Here is a 19,548-nt window from a genome sequence, read left to right as displayed (position 1 = left end):
GCGTGGCGAAGGTCAAGGTCGGAGACCTCGACGTCCATGTCCAGCGCCTCGGGCCCTCGGACGGCGAAGCGCCGGTCGTGGTGTTCGTCCACGGCCTCCTCACCGACAGCCTGGCGAGTTACTACTTCACCCTCGGGCATACCTTCGCCGAGCAGGGGATCGACGTCGTCATGTACGACCTTCGCGGGCACGGGCGCACCACACGGCCCGCCACCGGCTACCGGCTGGAGGACTTCGTCGGCGACCTCGACGGCCTGCTCACCGCGCTCGGGATCGACCGACCGGTGCACGTGGCCGGGAACTCGTTCGGCGGCTCCGTTGCCTTCGGGCTCGCGGCTTCACATCCCGAACGCGTCGCGAGCGTCATCGCCATCGAGGCGGAACCACCGGTGCGGGCCTGGCTCGGGCATATGACCGAAGGGCTGGCCGACGCCAAGAACCGGCTCGCGCACGACGAGGTGATCGGCTGGATCGCGGAGAACCACGGCGCGCACACCGCCCGGCTGTCCAAAGCGGCGTACAAGATCCTGGCGGCCACCACGCTGGCCGAAGACATCCCGCTGAGCCGGACCATCGAAGACGACCTCGCGGCGGTGCGCTGCCCGGTGTTCGCGCTGTTCGGCGACCTGTCCGGGCTCGCGGCGCAGGTCCCCGACCTGGAGGCGAACCTCGGCACCTGTCTCACGGTCGTGCTGCCGGACCAGGGACATTCGGTACTCGTCGAGCGCACCGAGGAGACGTCGGAGCTGATCCTGGGCTGGCTCCGGGAGCACACGCGCGAAACGGTGAGGGCCGAGTAGGTGGGCAGATTCCTCTTCGTCACACCGCCGCTGACCGGGCACGTCAACCCGGCGGTGGGGGTCGCGGCGGCGCTGACCGCGCGCGGGCACCAGGTCGCCTGGGCCGGGCAGCCGGAGGTCATCCGATCGCTCGCGGGCGCCGGTGCCGAGGTGTTCCCCTGCGCCGTCCCGCGTGGCCTGCCCGAACGCGACGCGAGCCTCAAAGGGCCGGCGGCGTTCCGGTTCCTGTGGGAGGAGTTCCTGATCCCGCTGGCCGAGGCGATGGCGCCCGGTGTCCGTGCCGCGATCGGCCGGTTCCGCCCACAGGTGGTGATCGCCGACCAGCAGGCCATCGCGGGCGGTCTCGTCGCCGACGGGCTCGGCCTGCCGTGGGTCACCTCCGCGACGACGTCCGCGGAGCTCGTCGACCCCCTGGCCGGGATGCCGAAGGTGGCTGCCTGGCTCGACGACCTCCTCGATGGCCTGCGCACGCGGATCGACGGCGGCCCCGCCGACCCCAGGATGTCCCCGCACGGCGTACTCGCCTTCACCACCCGGGAACTGCTGGGCCCGGCCACGCTGCCGAAGCGGGTCCGGCTGGTCGGGCCGTCGATCGGCGGTCGCGCGGCCATCGGCGACTTCCCGTGGGACCGGCTCGACCCGTCGGTGCCGACGGTGTTCGTCACCCTCGGGACCGCTAACGCCGACGCGGCCGGGGACTTCCTCGCCGCGGCCGCCCGGGGACTTTCCCGGGTCGGCGGGATCCGGACCGTCATCGCCGATCCCGGTGGTGCCGTGGGGCGTACGGGGGACACGGTGCTCGTGGTGCCGCGGGTGCCCCAGATGGCGCTGCTGGCGCGCGTGGACGCCGTCGTCTGCCACGGCGGGCACAACACCGTCTGCGAAAGCCTGTGGCATGGCGTGCCGTTGGTGGTCGCGCCGATCCGGGACGACCAGCCGATCGTCGCCGGGCAGGTCGTCGACGCGGGCGCGGGCGTCCGGGTGCGGTTCGGCCGCGCGAAACCCGACCGGATCGCGACCGCCGTGACCAGGGTGCTGGACGATCCGGCGTACCGTTCGGCCGCCGAGAAGGTGGGTGCCTCGTTCCGGGAGGCGGGCGGCGCCGCGACGGCCGCCGACCACCTGGAGGCTCTACTCCTCTAGCTCTTGAAAAGCGGGCGTGTAGGGACTCTCCTGGAGGGGTACCAGCTTTCCGAAGGTGTGTCCTCGTGCTGGGAGTCGTCGTGACCACAGTGAAGACATCGCCCCGCGCCGCCAAGGGCTTGGCGCTGCCGTACGCGACCCCGGCCGGTGTTCGAACTCCGCGACCGAGGGAATGAGGTACCGCGCATGATCCCGATGGACGTCGAAGGGATGGCAGTGCTGGCTCCGGAAGCGGCACCGGTGATGCTGCTGCGGGAGCGGGAGGGCGAACGCCGCTGGCTGGCGATCACGATCGGCGGCCCCGAGGCGAGCGCGGTGGCGCTCGCGCAGGAGAAGATCCGGCTGCCCCGTCCCGGCACGATCGAACTGATCGGCCAGGTGGTCGAGTCCTTCGGGCACCGGGTCACCGGGGTCGAGGTCACCGCGCTGCGGGACGGCATCTTCTTCGCCGACCTGGTGCTCGATTCCGGCATCCGCGTCTCGGCCCGGCCGAGCGACGCGGTCGCGATCGGCCTGCGCGCCGGGGTGGGGATCAAGGTGGCGGACTCGGTGCTGGAGGTCGCTTCGGTGCGGGTCGAGATCGTGGGGTCCGGGCCCGACGCGGAACTGCCGTCGGTGCCCTCGGATCCGGTCGAGCAGGAACGTGAGGTGGAGGAGTTCCGGGCGGCTTTGGACAGGATCGCGCCGGAGGACTTCGGGGAGCCGCCGCCCGATCCTCCCGCTGATTCTTAGGGCCAGGGACGCTATGAAAGGCCCGTTACTTGCAAAATTTGCAAGTAACGGGCCTTTCATAGCACTGGGGGGAGCGGGAAGTTACTGCTTCGCCAGGCCCTGCTCGATCGCCTCGATGATGCGCGGCCGCATCTCGGCCGCGCTGATGATCGCGTCCACCGAACCGACCTTCACCGCGCGCTCGATGCTGTGCACGCCGTCGAACTCGGCCGCGACCGCGCCCAGCTTCTCGGCTCGCACCGACGACCGGACCTCGGCGAGTTCCGCGGCCAGCGCGGCGCGTTCGGCACCGGTCGCGCCGCTGAGCTTCTCCGACAGCGACCGCACCCGCTGATCCGCCGCGGTCCGCGCGTTGACCTCACCGGCGAACACGACCGCCGCGGCGGGCGCGCCGCCGAGCACGGAGGCGAACGAGCCTTCCAGCGCCAGCACGGTCATGTTCGGGTTCAGCGCCTTCGAGAAGACCACGAACGCGCCGCCGTGGTACCGCGAGATCACGGTGAACACGATCGGGCCTTCGAAGTTGACGATCGCCCTGCCGATCTCCGCGCCGTACTCCAGCTGCAGTTTCCGCATCGACTCCGGCGAACCGTCGAAGCCGGACAGGTTCGCCAGCACCACCAGCGGCCGGTTGCCGCTGGCCGCGTTGATCGCCCGGGCCGCCTTCTTCGACGAACGCGGGAACAGCGTGCCCGCGGTGTAGGTGTCCGGGCCGTCGGTGGGCGGGAAGCCGCGGCGCGGCACCGAACGCGACTCGATCCCGAGCAGGCACACCGGCCGCCCGCCGAGGTGCACGTCCTGCACGGCCGCGGTCTCCGCGTCGGCCATGCCCGGCCAGCGCTCCAGCACCGGGTGGTCCTGGTCCGACAGCGCGCGCATCACGGTGCGGATGTCGAACGGCTTCTTGCGGTCCGGGTTGGCCTCCCGCGAGAAGATCTGGCCGACCGTGGTGAAGTCGCTGTCGACGGCCGCGTGCGGGAACGGCGAGATGTCCCGCTCGATCGGGTCGTTCGTGACCGCCTTGCGCGGGCCGGTCTCGTCCGGCGCCACGTAAGTGTGGTCGTAGTGCGACATCAGCACGTCGCGGGCCGCGGCGAGGTTCGGCGCCCAGTACTGCGCCTGGCCGTTCGGGCCCATGACGCGGTCGTAGCCGCCGATGCCGAAGTTGTCCTCGGCCGAGACGCCACCGGAGAAGTCGAGCGACTGCTTGCCGGTCAGCACCATCGCGGAATCCGGCGTCATCACCAGGATTCCCTTGGTGTGCATGAGCATCGTCGCTTCGGCGTTCCAGTACGGCTGGGCGCCGACGTTGATCCCGGCCACGACGATGTTGATCTCGCCGCCGTCCTGGGTGAAGTGCACGATCCGCTTGAGCGCGGCCGCGACCCAGTCCATGTTCTCGGTGCCGGACTCCATCGAGATCCGGGCGCCCGCCGAGAGCGCGTACCACTCCAGCGGAACCTTCAGCCGCTCGGCGAGGTCCAGCGCCGCGATCACCCGCGAGCACTCCGGCTCCGAGAGCGCGCCGAGCGCCTTCGTCGGGTCGCCCAGCAGCACGACGCGCTTGACGCCCTCCGGGTGACGTTCGGTCGGCGTGGTGACCACACCGGCGACGATCGCCGCCGTGTTGCGGCCCTTCTTCCGGTCGACCGGAACCAGCGTCTTGCTGTCGTCCATGTCGTACTCGGTGAACGAACCGAGCATCTTGGTCAGCTCGTACGGGTACACCGTGTCGCGGCGGCGGGCCCGCAGGACGTTCTGGCGGTAGTCGTCGAGCGGGAGGATCGGCTCGGTCGTGGGCTCGGACAGCGACATCTGCACGCCGCCGCTGACGTCGTAACCGATCCGCACGGCGATCTCGCCGACCTCGCCGGTCGCGCGATCGCGCTGCCTGCCGAGGAACTGGACCTCTTCGAGGCCCGCGCCCGCCGTCGACGGCTGCACGCGCTGCGCGACCGTGTCCAGCTCCTCGCCGGTGAGTTCACTGGTCGGCCACACGTACAGCATGATCCGGTTGGTGTCGAAGCGCTTCTTCGGCGGAAGTTTCGCCTGCACTTCGCGGATCGCGTCGAGGCAGCCCGCGAGGGTGCCTTCGACCGCGGGCAGGGCCAGCAGCTTGCCGTCGTTGTCCCGCAACGGGGTCAGGTCACGGACCTGGGCGAGCGCGACCAACCGCTGGTCCGACGGGTTCATCGGCGCGACGCACTTGAACAGGTACACGTCCTCGTCGCCGGACGGCAGCCGCGTCAGGTCGAAGTTCGCCAGCCGCTGCAGCTGCATCCGCTGGGCGATCAGCGGGTGGAGGCCGCGGATCAGCCTTTCCTCGCTGAAGCCGGTCGAGGACGGGCGGAAGGTGAAGTGGTGGTGCATCACCGCGCCGCTGTGCCCGGCGACCGTGGTGGTGATGCGCCGGATCCGGCTCGGCAGCGACTCGGCCGTGAGGATCTCGCGCAGCCCCGCGGCCATCGCGTCGTCGTCGGCCGACTCGTCGTCCCAGGTCAGGTAGAGATCCGCCTCGACGTCGGTGTCGGCGGGCAGCCCGGCGGCGAGATCGGCGACCGCCTTGATCGCCCCGGGCAGCCCGGCGCGGTCGACGGCGGTGGTGGCCATGTGGAACCGCTCGTCCTCGTCGGTGTAGTCACCGGTGACGAAGGTGCAGCCGCCAACGGTGACCTGCTGGACACCGGTGAGCGCGCGGTTGCCGTAGTAGCGGCGGCTCAGCACCTCGAGCAGCGGGGTGTGGTCGGTGCCGGGACGCCCGATCCGCTGCCCGAGCAGGCGCACCAGCGGTTGCGCGCTGGCCAGCATGCTCGCGATCCGCTCGGCGCGGTCCGGCGAATCCGGGTGCTGGTCGAGGTGACGCAGATGCTTGCGGACCTCGCTGTACACCTCGGCGCGGGTGCGGCGGAGCAGCGGCTGGGCGAACCAGCGGAACACCACGCTGCGCGCGAGGTCGCTGACCACCGGGAAGCGGAGCTGGGTCGCGGCGATCAGCTGCTCCAGCGCCTTGCCCGCCGGTTCGCGCATCGCCTCGAACGGCTGCGCCTCGGTGAGCCACTGCCGCAGCAGCGCGGTGACGACCGTGACGTCCGAAGCGGTCCGCTGCTGGGCGAGGAAGATGCGGAAGACCGCCTCCTCCAGTTCCGGCGTCCGCTCCAGGTCCTTGATGCCGTAGTGCGCCAGCACCTTCTTGAGCTTGTTCTGGAACGACTCCGACAGCCCGGCGCGTTCGACGTCGAGGCTCTGCAGGTAGGTGTGGAAGAACTCGCGGGCGCTGTGCACCCGGGTGTCCGTCTTGGCCTCCTCGCGCGCCGGCTTGTTGCGGATCAGCTCGGACAGGTCGGCGAACACGGTCAGCAGTTCGACCTCGCCCTCGAGCGGGCGGTCGCCGTTGGCCTCGAGTTCGGCACGGGCGGCCAGGTACGCGCTGAGCGTGCGGCGGTCGTCGTGCGGGTCGACGTCGAAGCCGAGCAGGAGGCTGCGCAGGTCCTGCTGTCCCCGCGTGATCCGCTGCGCCGTCGAAGCGCCGTCCGGTTCCACGGGCAGCTCGATCTCGACGCTGCCGGCGTCCTCGGCGACCTCTTCGCCCTCCTCCGCCAGCGGTTCGAGCCGCAGCAGGGGGGCGCCGGTCTCGACCTGGCTGCCGACCGAGACGACGCACTCGCGCAGCTTCGCGCGGAACGGCGCGCGAAGCACCGTCTCCATCTTCATGCTTTCCAGCACCAGCACGGGTGCGCCGGCCTCGACCTCCGCGCCGACCTCGAGCGGCGTCGCGACGACGAGCGCGGGCGCGGGGGAGCGGACGACGCCGCCCTCGTCACGGCTGATGCGGTGGGTGACGCCGTCGACCTCGACCAGGTGGATCGGCCCGTGCGTGCCGGTGACCAGGCGGAAGCGGGTGCCGTTGACGGTGATCTGGCCGGTGTGCTCGTCGAACCGGTCGACCTCGACGTCGGCGGGGTGGATGTCGCCGCCCGCGGAGACGCCGACGCGGAACCGGCGGTGACCGATCCTGGCCACGCTCACGCGGTACGCGGCGCCGCGCAGCTTCAGGTCGAGCGGACGGCCGCTCTCGTGCTGCACCTGCGGGCGGCCACCGTGCGCGGTGGAGAGAAGCCGTTGGCGCTCAACGGCTTCCTCGTCCTCGTAGGCCTCGATCGCGGCGGCCGCGAGCGCGATCGCCGAGTGCCGGTGGGTGACCAGCTTGCCCTCGCCGCGGACCCGGTCGATCCAGCCGGTGTCGGCGCTGCCGTCGATCACTTCGGGCTGGTCGAGCAGGTCGAGGACGAAACTCTTGTTGGTCGCGCCGCCCTCGATGATGACCGTGGTCTGCGCCATCGCGCGGCGCAGGCGGCCGAGAGCCTCGTCGCGGTCGCGGCCGTAGGCGATGATCTTCGCGATCATCGAGTCGAAGTCGGCCGGGATCGTGTCGCCTTCGCTGACCCCGGTGTCGACGCGGATGCCGGGTCCGGCGGGCAGGTCCAGGCGCGCGATGCGGCCGGGCGACGGTGCGAAGTCGCGATCCGGGTCTTCGGCGTTGAGCCGCGCCTCGACGGCGTGCCCGAACTCGGCGGGCTGGGGGCCTTCGAGCTTGCCGCCGGAAGCGACGTGCAGCTGGGCCTTGACCAGGTCCATGCCGGTGGTCAGCTCGGTGATCGGGTGCTCGACCTGCAGGCGGGTGTTGACCTCGAGGAAGGCGAACAGCTTGTCGCCGGGGTGATAGAGGAACTCGACCGTGCCGGCGCCGCGGTAGTCGACAGCGAGCGCGAGCCGCTCGGCGGACCGCTTGAGCTCGTCGGCCTGCTCGGGGCTCAGCACCGGGGAAGCGGACTCCTCGATGATCTTCTGGTTGCGGCGCTGCACCGAACAGTCGCGGACGCCGAGCGCCCACGCGGTGCCCTGGCCGTCGGCGATGACCTGGACCTCGACGTGCCGGGCGCCGGTGACCAGGCGCTCCAGGAACACGACGCCGCTGCCGAAGGCCCGCTCGGCCTCCATGCTGGTGCGCTCGTAGGCGTCCTCGAGCTCGTCGGCGGAGGTGATGACGCGGATACCGCGCCCGCCGCCGCCGGCGGTCGCCTTGAGCATCAGCGGATAGCCGATCTCCTCGGCCGCCTTGATGGCCGCGTCGAGGTCCGCGACGGCGCCTCGGCTCCACGGCGCCACGGGCACGCCGACCTCTTCGGCGATCAGCTTCGCGCCGATCTTGTCGCCGAGCTGGCGCATCGCGTCCGCGCTCGGGCCGATGAAGGTGATGCCCAGCCGCTCACACAGCTCGGCGAAGGCCGGATCCTCGGCCACGAAGCCCCAACCGACCCAGGCCGCGTCGGCCCCGGTCTCGGTCAGCGCCCGCTCCAGCACGGCGAAGTCCAGATACGGACGCGCCGACGCGGGACCCAGGTTGTGACTGAGGTCGGCTTCCCGCACGAACGTCGCCGACCGGTCGGAATCCGTGTAGAGAGCGACGGTCTCGATCCGCTGTCCGGTCTCCGCCGAAAGCTCGCGGACGGCGTGGATGAGCCGCATCGCGGCTTCTCCGCGGTTGACGATGGCGACACGACTGAACACCGACTGAGCCTCCCAAGTACACAGCACATCAGGTGACATCCCGCCGGATCACGCGCGGGACAGTCCCCTCTATCTGCCTACAGCCTGCCTCTTACCGGCCGGTACGAGAATGTCGTCGGTGACGCATGCCGAGGGCCGGGGCTTGTAGGAACCCGCCAAAAAGTGTCCTGGAACACCTAGTCGAGGGGGCGAATGACGTCATGAAGTGGACAATCGGGGGCTGGAGCGGGTAGCCGGGTCGGGCGGGTGTCACCAGGTGTTCACGCCGGTTTCATCGGGGTTGGCGGGGTGGACCCCGGCTGTGAGCGTTCGCTGGGTGGGAGTGGGCTTCGGGGTCTCGCGCGGAGGGGGCGTTGCCGTCATTCGGCGACGGGTGGCGATCCACGGTCGCTGTCGTCGGGGGTTCGGTGTGGGTGCCTGTGGCCGCGATCGGGCCGTGGCCGTTTTCCGGCAACGGCTGGCGGCAGGCGGTCGTAGGTTCGCTGATCGCGATCGATCTCGTGTCGGGGCCGTAGCCGTTTTACGGCAATCGCTCAGGACGGGGGTGGCTCTCCGGGCTCGAGGTGCGGGATTGCCGTGCTGCGGTGGCCGATTTTCGGCAACGGTGGCCACTCTCCGCTGGAGGTGCGGTGTTGCCGTGACATGGCGACGGCAGTGGTCGTGAGGTCTGCTCCTGCAGGAGCCGTGGCCGTTTTGCGGCGACGGCTCAGAACGGCGGTGGTTCCTCAGCCGGGCGGGGTTCGTGCAGCGGTGGCGGTGTGCTGTCGTAGGACTGCCCAGTAGGCGTGGTGATGGTCAGGGTGCCGTCAGCCGCGAGCCGATAGACCCACCCAGGCTCATCCTTCAACCGATGATCACGACGGCACAGATCGATCAGATCAGCCGCATCGGTGTGGCCGCCGAACTCCCACGGCACAGCATGGTCGAGATCGCAGGCCTGCGCCGGCCGGTGACAGCCCGGTCTTCGGCACTCACGATCCCGCACCCGAACAAACTCGCCTTGGCCCGCCGACGGCCGATACCGACCCCGGCCCAGATCCAGGACCTGCCCGGACAGCGGGTCGGTGATGATCCGCCGCAACACCGTCTCCGACCCCGTCGCGATCCGGCGGGCCAACGACGCCGGGATATGACCGTGTCCGGCCAGCTCCGCCGGATCCTCGTTCACCCCGAGATAGGTGAACAAATCCATATAGAGGAACACCTCGGCGCGTTCGCCCTTGCCACCCTGACCACCGAGCAGGAGATCGAGTGCGACGTCGGCCCGTAACTGGTCGAGCGTGCGGGTCTCGTCGCCGGTCTTCAACGCTCGTGCTTCACGGTCGATCCGGACATATGCGGCGGTGACTTTTTCGACCGGGCCGTCCTCGACCTCGATCGACGCCACCCCCGTCTCACCCTGCCGCACCGCCAACCGGCGGCCTTCACGATGGTGCTCGACCCGCCGAGCAGCGCCCTCACGATCCACCGTCAACGCCGCATGACTCGCCGCCTTGCGGATCTGCTCGGAATTCCTTTCCTCCAAACGATCCTCCAACAGGGCGTCAGCGGCCAGAGCGTTCTCGTCCGACAGCCACGCGGTGGCAGCGGCGACCTTCATCGCCCCGAAACCACTCACCCTCCCCTGCTCCATCAACCCCAGCGTGCGGGGCAGGCGGGTGGTCAACGCCTCGGCCGCCGAGACCATCGTACCCGCGTGACTGTCCACAAGAGACAACGCGAACGCGACCTCCTGCGCCACACTCCGCGCACCTTCGCGATGCCGCGACAACTGCGCCAGCGCCCGGAACCGCACCGCCTCCAACCGCGCGATATCCGCCGACACCGCCTGCGCCAAAACGACACATTCCTCGGCACCCAAAGCGCGAGGATCAGGCATTTCCTTTAACAGAGCCGAAAAGGCTTCAGTGGTATCCACGTCAAGAACCTACAACCGGCCACCGACACTTTTGGCACTCAAGAACGCCGTCGCCGGAATTCGGCAACACTTGTTGAGGGAAAGCCCAAACGTGGCGCGGACATGTCACCCGACAGGACCACGGCCGCCTTGCCCCTCAATAAGAACCCGGCCCCGCTCAGTAGAAGCGCCGCAGCTCGGGCCACAACGAAGACCACTGCCGAGAAGGCCCGGTACACAAGGAAATCTTCACTCCCTGCTCCTCGTTGTCCACCCCGAGACCGTTGTCGTGAACCGCCCTCTCACGACATCCGGCGAACCACTCCGGACGATACTGACCCACCACGACGACCGGGCCGAAGGAGCTGTTCGGCGGCGGCCCCCAGTCCGCATAGGACATATGTCCCGAGTACACCGAGGGGAGGCCGTAGTACTGCAAAGCGCCTGCCTGCCCGTAATTCCGCGTGAAGATCACCGAGATCGAACGTCGCTCCGCGGGGATTTCCGACCAGACCCGGCTGACCGTCGTGGCCAGTTCGGGCCAGCCCGCCTGCTCGCCTTGTTCTTTGTTCACCGCCAGAATCGGCCCCAGCGCCGAGACCGGCAGCAGCGGTAGCCCGACCAGGAGTGACACGGCCGCGCCTTCGACAGCGAAGAGGATGGCCACTACGCGGCGCCAGGTCCGGTCGAGCCAGCGTAGGCACGGTTCCGCGCCCGCTGCCGCGAGGAGCAGCAGGAACGGCGCCGAGTAGTACGGTTTTCCGCCCAGTAGCAACAAAAGTACGCACAACACCGGATAGGCCACGGCGAAGGAACGTGCCCAGCGCAGCTCGGGATCACGCCAGAGCCGGAGGGCGCCGGCGATCCAGACCGGCACGACGACGGGGGAAAGGTAGAGCAGTTGCATCGGCACGAACAGGATCCGGTTCTCCGCGCCGTCGTCCACGCTGATCCCGTGAGCCACGCTCAGCATCGGGAGATCGTGGGCCATTTGCCAGACGAACCCGGGTGCGGCCAGCGCAAGCGCGAGGAGGATCCCGACGGGGAGCCAACCACTGCCGAGCACCGTCCGCGGGCCGACGGCGAGTACCGCGAGGCCGATCGAGGCGATCATCAGCAGGACGAGCCACTTGCTCTCCATCCCGATCCCGGCGACGGCGCCGATCGCGAGCCACCACCGTCCGTCGCCGATGCGGAACAGGCGCAGGAAGACCAGGCCCAGTGCGCTCCAGACCAGCATGTCGACGGTGGTCGTCGACAGCATGTGCCCGTCGACCACGACGAACGCCGCCAGCGCCGTGATCGCGGCGGTGAGTACCTGGGGTCCGCGTCCGCCGCCGAATTCCCGGGCGACCAGGGCCAGGGTGATCACCGTCGCGGCCGCGCACAAGGTCGCTGCCACGCGCAGGCCGGCAGGGGTCTCGCCGAAGATTTCGGTGGAGATCCGCGCGAGCAAGGGCGTCAGCGGTGGTTGATCGGTGTAGCCCCAGGCAAGCCGCTTTCCGGCGGCGAGGAAGTACAACTCGTCCCGGTGGAAGCCGTATCTTCCTGAAAACAGGGTCAGCACCACCGCCTGCGCAGCGACGACCAGACCGACCGGAACCCAAGCGAATCGCTTCATGGTGCCTCCCCAGAGGAGGGAACCTTACTGCGTCGGCTGAGCCAGTTCGACCCTGTTGCGGCCACCTTGCTTCGCGCGGTAGAGCGCGGTATCGGTGGCCACGAGGAGGTCGTCGACGCTGCTGATGTTGGCCGCCGGGTACAGCGCCCCGCCGATCGACACGGTCAGATCGGTCAACACCGTGTCGCGATCGGGCAGCGCGACAGAGACCACCGCCACCTGGTGCCGGATCCGTTCGGCCACCTGGCGCAGGTTCTCCTCGCTGTGGACGTCCGGGATGACGATCGCGAACTCCTCGCCGCCCCACCGCCCGCAGACGTCCTGTTCGCGGATCTCGGCGCGCAGCGCGTCACCGACGGCGCGCAGGACGAGGTCGCCGTTGGGGTGTCCGTAGGTGTCGTTGATCGTCTTGAAGTTGTCGAGGTCGAGGAACAGCACGCCGAGTTTGCGCCCGGCGCGTGTCCGGCCGAGGAGCTCTTCGGCCAGCTGACGCCAGCGGCGTTTCGTGACGAGCCCGGTGGTGGCGTCGGTGTGCGCGTCGCGCCGGTACTGCGTCAGCAGCAGCCCGCGGTGCAGCGCGACCAGCGCGATGACGACCCCGACCAATACCAGCGGGTTGGCCTGGACGAGGACGACGGCCGTCACCAGGCCGAGGCCGAGAGCGCCCGCTTCGAGGATCTGGTCGCCGAAGCCGGAGAACAGTTCACCGATCGACTTCGGCGGCGAAGACAGCGCGATCGCGATCATCACCAGCACGGTGTTGATCGCCCAGCGCAGGGCCGCGGCCACGATGATGACGGCGAGGTCGCCCAGCCCGGCGAGCAGTCCGGAGTCGGGCGAGCCGGGGTAGTGGCGCATGCCGAGGCTGAGGACGACGACGGCGGCCTGCGTGCCGCAGAGCACCGTCGCGGCGGAAAAGATCCACCGATGGGGGAGAACCGGCCGTTGGTGTGGCCAGATCCGCAGCCATGCGATGGTGTAGGTCACCACGACCATCGCGGCGGCGAGCACCGGCGGCAGCGCGATGACGGCGGCGACGCTCCAGACCGCCTTGGTGTCGACGTAGGCGACCGACGGAGCCCTGTCGTACTCCCGTTGGCGTTCGATCTGCCGGGTGCCCTCGATCGCGATGGCCGCGCACAGCGTCAGCACGCCGAACCGGACCAGGTCGGTGCCGGTGACCGGGATCAACCGGGCCGTGGCGGCGGTCGAGAGGACTGCGATGAGATTCACGACCAGGACGTAGGAACGCACAGGTCGCGGCAGGCTCCACAGGTGCCAGGCCTTGAGCCGCCGTCGCGCGCCGCCTAGTCGTCCGTTCACGCACCCTCTTCCGTCGGTGATCTACACCGTAATCGAACCGGGACGGCGACGACCGTCGTTGCCCGGACGATAAGAAGCGCGGCCGGGAATTCCCCCGGACAGCCCAACCAAAACCAAGGAGGTGCACCGATGCAGGACAACAACTGGTGAACGTTTTGCCGGATAGATCGCAATTTCGAAGGAGGTGAACGGCATGCGGGACAACAACTGGACCACTCGGCGTGACAACAACTGGACGTGATCAGGAACCGTGCTCACCCACGGGTGTCGTCCCGCCGACCGGATCCACCGGATCCCCCTGGCGGGACGACACCGCCCGTGACCAGCCCGCCCCGGCGACGCAGGCGACCACCACGCCCGCGACCGCCGCGACGGTGATCACGGTGGTCGGCGCGAAGACCTGCGCCATCAGCCCGGCGGCTGCGATACCGGCCGCCTGTGCCGCCCGCAACGTCGCGATCGCGACCCCGATCACCTGGCCTCGCCGGTCCGGCGGCGCGGCGAGGCTGTACTGCGTCTGGGTGATCATGTCGTGCGCGGAGAACACGCCCGAGATCGTCCACAGCACGACGATCGTGACCAGGCCCGGCGCCCAGGCGGTGGGGATCAGCACCAGGCTGCTCGCCACCGCGAGCACGCCCAGCACCCGGACCTGCCGTTCCCGCGGGATCCGGCTCAGCAGGATCCCGCCGAGCACCGAGCCGACCGGGTTCGCGGCCAGCAGCCAGGGCAGCGCGCCCGTGCCGCCCAGTTCGGCGGCGACCGGGACGGCGAGGCCTTCGGGTACGACGTAGAAACCGCAGCAGCAGGCGATGAGCAGCAGCCACCGCAGTTTGCGGTCCCGGGCGACCAGACGGCAGCCCGCGATCAGCGACGGACGCCGGTGGTGGCTTGGCGCCGAGGGCGGATATCGCTCGATGCCGAAGCGGAGCATGAGCGCCGACAGGGCGAAAGTCCCCGCGTCGATCAGCAGCGCACCGGGTACGCCGAGGCCGGTGACGACGGCGGCGCCCGCGCCGAAGCCCACCACCAGTCCGGCCTGGTACGTCGACGAGATGACGGCCTGGCCGACGACCAGCCGGTCCGGGTCGAGCAGATCCGGCAGCATCGCCTGGCGTGCCGCGTGGAACGGGCCCGCCATGAGCTGCACGAGGAACAAGAGCGCGGCCGCGGCGGGCAGCGGCAGGCCGGGGACGGCCATCAGCGCGATCAGGACGGCGCGGCCGACGTCGGTCACCACCATCACGGTGCGCCGCGAGAACCGGTCCGCGATGCCACCGAGCGCTCCGCCGAGGAGATCGGGCACGAACGTCAGCGCGTACGCCGCCGAAGCCCAGCCCGCCGACGACGTCCGGTCGAACACCAGCACCGTGAGGGCGACCCTGGCCAGCTGGTCGCCGGCGACCGAGAGCAGATGCGCGAGCCAGATCCGGCGGAACCCGGCGACCGCGAACACGCTGCGGAACGACGCCGCCCGGGCTGGCATGCGCTTCAGGCTGTCGTGAAGCGGCCACTTTGCGCAACCCCCGAAGAAGTTCGAAAAATATCCGTGGCCGTGTCGAACCGCGGGGTACCCGTTCGACGTGTCAGTAAGAGAAGGAACGGAGAATCCGATGTCGCATTCACTGGGGCCGCTGGCGAACAACCTGGCCGCCTATGCCATCTACTCGACCGCGCAGACCGAGATGCGCCACGCCTACAAGCTGATCGAGGCCGGTGACTACCTCGGCGCCGCCACGGAGATCGATTCCGCCGCGCACGCCGCCGAGGTGCTCGCCCGCGCCACCTCCGATCTGGACGCGGAGCGCTCCGAACGATGGCTCAGAGTCGTCGCCGCCCGGAGGCGGTTCGCCGAACAGGCCAGGGTCCGGGCCTCGGACCTCACGTTGCCGCTCGCCGCCTGACCCGGACACCTCGCCGTATCAACGGAAAGCCCGCCGGTAGGTGACCGGGCTGACGCCGGTCGTGCGTTTGAACCGGTCGCGGAACGACGTGGGCGAACCGAAACCGACTTCGGCACCGATCCGCTCGACGGCGTCCTGGGTGGTCTCCAGCAGGTGCTGCGCCTGCCGGACACGCGCCCGGTGCAACCACTGCAACGGTGTCGTCCCGGTCTGTTCGCGGAAATGCCGGATCAGGGTGCGCGTGCTCGTCCCGGCGTGCGCGGCGATGTCGGTCAGGCTGAGGTCGCGCGCCAGGTTTTCCTGCATCCACAGCAAAGTGGGTTCCAGCGCCGAGCCGCGAGGAGCCGGGGGATGCCGCAACGCGATGAACTGCGCCTGGCCGCCCTCGCGTTCCAGCGCCATCACCGAAAGTCGGGCGGCGTCGGCCGCGATCGCCGAGCCGTGGTCGCGGCGGATCAGGTGCAGGCACAGATCCAGCCCCGCGGCGGCACCCGCCGACGTCAAGATCTGCCCGTTGTCGACGTAGAGCACGTCCGGGTCGACCTCGACGTCCGGGTAGGTCTCGGCGAGCAGGCCCGCCGCGACCCAGTGGGTGGTGGCACGGAGGCCGTCGAGCAGCCCCGCGGCGGCGAGGACGAAGGTGCCGGAGCAGATCGAGGCGATCCGCGTGCCTTTCGCGGCGGCCGAGGTGAGCGCGTCGTGGACGGCTTCCGGCAACGGCCGGGCCGGTTCGGCGGTACCGGGCACGATGATCGTGTCGGCCTCACGCAGCGCTTCGAGCCCCCACGGCGCGCGCAAGGTGAAGTGCCCGGCGTCGACTTCCGGATGTTCGGCGCAGACGAGCAGCCGGTAACCCGCGCTCCCGTCCGCCAGCCGTGTCCTGGTGAACACCTCGATGGGCGTCGACAGATCGAACGGGATCACCTGGTCCAGCGCGAGCACGGCGACGGTGTGCATGACCGCACGCTAGCGCGCGCGTGGCGAGATCCCGTCGGAAGGCGTCGTTCACGCCACTGGGAGCGGACGTGGCGCGGTTCTAGCGTCGGACCATGATGATCATCGCGCCGATTCTGGTCGGCCTCACCTACGTCGTGCTGATGTCGCTGATCCACGAACCGCATCGCCGCCGCTTCAACGCGATCATGGTGGCGGGCGCCGGAGCCGCGTATCTGAGCGGCGGCGGGCTCGGGATCTGGGAGCTGGTCTTCACCGCGGTGATGGCCTACGTGGCGTACCGCGGCCTCGAGTCCTGGACGTTCATCGGCGTCGCCTGGCTGCTGCACACCGCTTGGGACGTCGTGCACCATCTCAAGGGCGCCCCGATCATCCCGTTCCTGGGCGACTCCTCGTTCGGCTGCGCGATCTGCGATCCGGTGATCGCCGTCTGGTGTTTCGCCGGCGGTGGTGGTCGAGCCTGGGCCGGTGTGGTCGCACGCGTGCAGCTGGGTGGATCTGGCGTGGAGTGAGTCGTCGTTCGTCGGTGGCTCTGCGCGGCTGCCGCCTGGAGCGCTAGCTCATCGGGATCGTCGTGTGTGCTTATTCCTGCAGGTTCAGGCGATTTGCACGACGATCTTGCCCTGCACGCCTCCGTGCTCCAGTGCACGATGTGCGGCAGCGATGTCGGCCAGTGGGAACACCCGGTCGACCTGCGGGCGGATCGCCCCGGCATCGACCCACCGGCCCAGTTCGGCCATTAGCGAGGCGGTCGGGTTGCCACTGAAGCCCCGAACCCACCGTCCGCGGCGCATCGCGTGGGCCGCGATATAGCCCAGTGAGCGGACCGGGCGGTCGAGGTCGAACGCGATCGCCACCATCCGCCCGTGCCGGGTGAGCAGCCGGCGGAAGGTGGGCAGGCCGGTGCCGACGGTGTCGAAGATGACGTCGAAGGAACCCAGGTCTCCGGGCGCGCGGTAGTCGATCGCCTCGTGCGCGCCGAGTTCGGTCACCAGGTCCAGGTTGTTCGCGCTGGCCAACCCGGTGACGTGCGCGCCCATCGCTTTCCCGAGTTGTACGGCGATGTAGCCGACGCCGCCGGTTGCTCCTCTAACGAGCAGCCGCTCGCCGGGCGCGAGCGCGGCCATGTCGCGCAGCGCAGTGATCGCCGTGGTTCCGACGGGCAGCGCGGCAGCCTGCACCGCGTCGAGCCCGGCGGGGACGTGGTCAAGTCGCTCGGCCGGCACGGCGACGTACTCCGCGGCTGATCCCAGCCGCCGGGGCAGCCCACCCCAGACCAGGTCACCCGCCGCGAACCTGCTGTTCTCCGGCGCGACGACCTCGCCGACCAGATCGATACCCATGCGTTTAGGGAACCGCTTACCGCTGAACGGGCGTAGTCGCCCGGCACGGATCGCGAGTTCGCCACCATTGACCGACACCGCCCGTACCTGGACCAGGACCTCGCCGGGGCGGGGCTGCGGAACGGGCCCTGTGGTCACGGACAGGACCTCAGGAGGCCCGTACCGGTCGTAGGTCGCAAGCCGCATCGAAGTGGAAAGCATGCTCCAACTTCTAGCGCCAGAACCGGACGATGTCATCCACTTCGCTTAAAGTGAGAGCGGTGTCGACGACATCGCCTCGCTTGCGCACGGACGCGGCCGCCAACCGGACCAAGATCCTCGATACGGCACGAGAGGTGTTCGCGGCGGAAGGACTAGGGGTCCCGATGAGCGAGATCGCGCGCCGCGCCGGGCTCGGCGTCGCGACCCTCTACCGCCGGTTCCCGACGAAGGAGGACCTGGTCGCAGAGGCCTTCGCCGAGCAGATGGGCGAGTGTGTCGGCTTGCTTGACACCGCCCTCGCCGACCCTGATCCGTGGCGCGCGTTCTGCAAGGTGATCGCGCAGGTGTGCGCGATGCAGGCCCGAGACCGAGGGTTCTCCAGGGCATTCGTCACGGCCTTCCCGCACGTAGCGGAGTTCAGGGCGCTACGCGAGAAGGCCGAACGGGGGTTCGCGGAACTGGTGGATCGCGCACAGGCGACTGGCGCACTGCGCCGCGACTTCGACCCGGCCGACCTCGCACTCATCCTGCTAGCCAACGGCGGGATCCGAGCCGGCACACCCGAAGCGACCATGGACGCCTCCCGCCGGCTCGTGGCCTACCTGCTGCAGGCGTTCCGGGCCGACAGCGCCACCCCGCTTCCTCGACCCGCCACCATCCCACTGGACGCGGCACTCCCGCTGAGCGCTTCGCCGGTCAACCTTCGAACTCAACCGGCCAACTGCAGCGCTTGATCACACTTGGTCGGTCACACATGACCAACGGCATGCCAACAAACGCCGGGAGATGCCAACTATCGCCTGTCGTCACACCGGCGGGCGCTCGCCGGGAGCTTGGTCCTTGGGCCGATCGATGCGAACATATGTTCTATGACGACCGAGGGTCCCATCCTGCACGCCGACCTGGACGCGTTCTACGCGTCGGTCGAGCAGCGTGACGACCCTCGCCTGCGCGGGCGGCCGGTCATCGTCGGCGGCGGTGTCGTCCTGGCGGCCAGTTACGAGGCCAAGGCGTATGGCGTCCGGACGGCGATGGGCGGTGGCCAGGCGCGGCGGCTGTGCCCGGACGCGATCGTGGTCCCGCCCCGGATGCGCGCGTACTCGGAGGCGAGCAAGGCGGTCTTCGAGGTCTTCGACAACACGACACCGCTGGTGGAAGGCATCTCGATCGACGAGGCATTCCTCGACGTCGGCGGGCTGCTGAAGATCGCGGGCACGCCGAGCCGGATCGCCGCGAAGCTGCGGAAGGACGTCCTGGAGCAGGTCGGCCTCCCGATCACCGTCGGCGTGGCCAGGACGAAGTTCCTCGCGAAGGTGGCCAGCGGCGTCGCGAAACCCGACGGCCTGCTCGTCGTGCCGCACGACGGGGAACTGGAGTTCCTGCACCCGCTGCCGGTCGAGCGGCTGTGGGGCGTGGGCAAGGTGACCGCCCAGAAGCTCCGCGAGCGCGGCGTGACCACGGTCGGGCAGATGGAAGGGTTCGGGGAGAAGGAACTCGTCCGGATGCTCGGCCGGGGCGTCGGCACCCACCTGCACGCCCTGTCCCACAACGACGACCCGCGGCGAGTGCAGACGGGCCGTCGTCGCCGGTCGATCGGGGCGCAGCGCGCGCTCGGCAGCAGGCCGCGCTCACCCGCCGAGCTCGACGCGATGCTGCTGACCCTGGCCGATCGCCTCGCCCGGCGGCTGCGCGCGGCGCACCGGGTGTGCCGGACCGTCGTGCTGCGGATGCGGTTCGCCGATTTCACCAAGGCGACGCGTTCGCACACCCTGCTGGAGGCGACCGAACAGACCGGCGCGATCGTCGCGGCGGCACGACACCTGCTCGCGGCGGCGAGACCACTGATCGACGAACGCGGGCTCACGCTGATCGGCCTCGCGCTCACGAACCTGTCGAAGGACGACGCGATCCAGCTGGCGTTGCCGTTCGGGGCGAAGCCGAGGGACGCGCTCGATTCGACGCTCGACACCGTCCGGGACCGCTTCGGTTCGAAGTCCATCACCCGGGCGGTGCACCTCGGACAGGCCGAGGAGCCGTGGGTGCCACTGCTGCCGGACTGAAC

15 protein-coding genes are annotated in these 19,548 nt (G+C 69.7%); 8 read left to right on the top strand and 7 right to left on the bottom strand.

From position 1 onward, the window contains the following. The first annotated feature begins 2 nt into the window (after window positions 1-2). From ACLJRM_RS05970 to ACLJRM_RS05960, 3 genes are all read left to right on the top strand, one after another. Window positions 3-800 carry an alpha/beta fold hydrolase gene (locus ACLJRM_RS05970; RefSeq protein ID WP_410662510.1) on the top strand — a complete coding sequence of 266 codons (798 nt, stop codon included), beginning with the start codon at window positions 3-5 and terminating at the stop codon, window positions 798-800. Next, on the top strand, window positions 801-1,943 hold the full coding sequence (locus tag ACLJRM_RS05965; protein ID WP_410662509.1) for a glycosyltransferase: 1,143 nt from the start codon (window positions 801-803) through the stop codon (window positions 1,941-1,943). Between the two features lie 186 nt (window positions 1,944-2,129). Beyond that, window positions 2,130-2,675, top strand: a complete 546-nt coding sequence (locus tag ACLJRM_RS05960; protein WP_101606947.1) for a bifunctional nuclease family protein — start codon at window positions 2,130-2,132, stop codon at window positions 2,673-2,675. 81 nt (window positions 2,676-2,756) lie between these two features. Here ACLJRM_RS05960 and ACLJRM_RS05955 read toward each other — a convergent pair whose 3' ends face one another. Further along, window positions 2,757-8,243 carry a carboxyl transferase domain-containing protein gene (locus tag ACLJRM_RS05955; protein ID WP_410662508.1) on the bottom strand — a complete coding sequence of 1,829 codons (5,487 nt, stop codon included), beginning with the start codon at window positions 8,241-8,243 and terminating at the stop codon, window positions 2,757-2,759. 353 nt (window positions 8,244-8,596) lie between these two features. On the opposite strand from ACLJRM_RS05955, the gene ACLJRM_RS05950 reads away from it, so the two are divergent. Continuing rightward, window positions 8,597-8,758: a hypothetical protein gene (locus ACLJRM_RS05950; RefSeq protein ID WP_410662507.1), complete on the top strand. Its 162-nt coding sequence runs from the start codon at window positions 8,597-8,599 to the stop codon at window positions 8,756-8,758. A 191-nt stretch (window positions 8,759-8,949) separates the two neighbouring features. Here the strand turns inward: ACLJRM_RS05950 and ACLJRM_RS05945 are convergent, their stop codons facing one another. From ACLJRM_RS05945 to ACLJRM_RS05930, 4 genes are all read right to left on the bottom strand, one after another. Then, window positions 8,950-10,122: a DUF222 domain-containing protein gene (locus ACLJRM_RS05945; protein ID WP_410662841.1), complete on the bottom strand. Its 1,173-nt coding sequence runs from the start codon at window positions 10,120-10,122 to the stop codon at window positions 8,950-8,952. A 196-nt stretch (window positions 10,123-10,318) separates the two neighbouring features. Continuing rightward, window positions 10,319-11,761 (bottom strand): glycosyltransferase family 39 protein, encoded by a 1,443-nt coding sequence (locus tag ACLJRM_RS05940; RefSeq protein ID WP_410662506.1) that lies wholly within the window; start codon window positions 11,759-11,761, stop codon window positions 10,319-10,321. 24 nt (window positions 11,762-11,785) lie between these two features. Next, on the bottom strand, window positions 11,786-13,084 hold the full coding sequence (locus ACLJRM_RS05935; RefSeq protein ID WP_369862443.1) for a sensor domain-containing diguanylate cyclase: 1,299 nt from the start codon (window positions 13,082-13,084) through the stop codon (window positions 11,786-11,788). A 241-nt stretch (window positions 13,085-13,325) separates the two neighbouring features. Next, window positions 13,326-14,570, bottom strand: coding sequence for an MFS transporter (locus ACLJRM_RS05930; RefSeq protein ID WP_410662505.1), 1,245 nt, complete (start codon window positions 14,568-14,570; stop codon window positions 13,326-13,328). Window positions 14,571-14,697: 127 nt separating this feature from the next. Here ACLJRM_RS05930 and ACLJRM_RS05925 point away from each other — a divergent pair, with 127 nt between their 5' ends. Then, window positions 14,698-14,988 carry a hypothetical protein gene (locus ACLJRM_RS05925; protein ID WP_410662504.1) on the top strand — a complete coding sequence of 97 codons (291 nt, stop codon included), beginning with the start codon at window positions 14,698-14,700 and terminating at the stop codon, window positions 14,986-14,988. Window positions 14,989-15,006: 18 nt separating this feature from the next. On the opposite strand, the gene ACLJRM_RS05920 is transcribed toward ACLJRM_RS05925, so the two are convergent. Continuing rightward, window positions 15,007-15,945, bottom strand: coding sequence for a GlxA family transcriptional regulator (locus tag ACLJRM_RS05920; protein ID WP_410662503.1), 939 nt, complete (start codon window positions 15,943-15,945; stop codon window positions 15,007-15,009). Between the two features lie 92 nt (window positions 15,946-16,037). On the opposite strand from ACLJRM_RS05920, the gene ACLJRM_RS05915 reads away from it, so the two are divergent. Further along, complete coding sequence (locus ACLJRM_RS05915; RefSeq protein ID WP_410662502.1) at window positions 16,038-16,454, top strand: DUF6010 family protein; 417 nt, start codon at window positions 16,038-16,040, stop codon at window positions 16,452-16,454. An 84-nt stretch (window positions 16,455-16,538) separates the two neighbouring features. Here the strand turns inward: ACLJRM_RS05915 and ACLJRM_RS05910 are convergent, their stop codons facing one another. After that, window positions 16,539-17,423: an NAD(P)-dependent alcohol dehydrogenase gene (locus tag ACLJRM_RS05910; protein WP_410662501.1), complete on the bottom strand. Its 885-nt coding sequence runs from the start codon at window positions 17,421-17,423 to the stop codon at window positions 16,539-16,541. Between the two features lie 92 nt (window positions 17,424-17,515). Between ACLJRM_RS05910 and ACLJRM_RS05905 the strand changes: the two genes are divergently transcribed. Together ACLJRM_RS05905 and dinB are read left to right on the top strand one after the other, a co-directional pair. Continuing rightward, complete coding sequence (locus tag ACLJRM_RS05905) at window positions 17,516-18,220, top strand: TetR/AcrR family transcriptional regulator (RefSeq protein ID WP_410662500.1); 705 nt, start codon at window positions 17,516-17,518, stop codon at window positions 18,218-18,220. Between the two features lie 135 nt (window positions 18,221-18,355). After that, complete coding sequence (gene dinB, locus ACLJRM_RS05900; protein WP_410662499.1) at window positions 18,356-19,546, top strand: DNA polymerase IV; 1,191 nt, start codon at window positions 18,356-18,358, stop codon at window positions 19,544-19,546. The last annotated feature ends 2 nt before the right edge of the window (window positions 19,547-19,548 follow it).

It is taken from the genome of Amycolatopsis sp. lyj-84 (assembly GCF_046549075.1).
Lineage (GTDB): Bacteria > Actinomycetota > Actinomycetes > Mycobacteriales > Pseudonocardiaceae > Amycolatopsis.
This window is presented reverse-complemented; position numbering and strand designations above follow the sequence as displayed.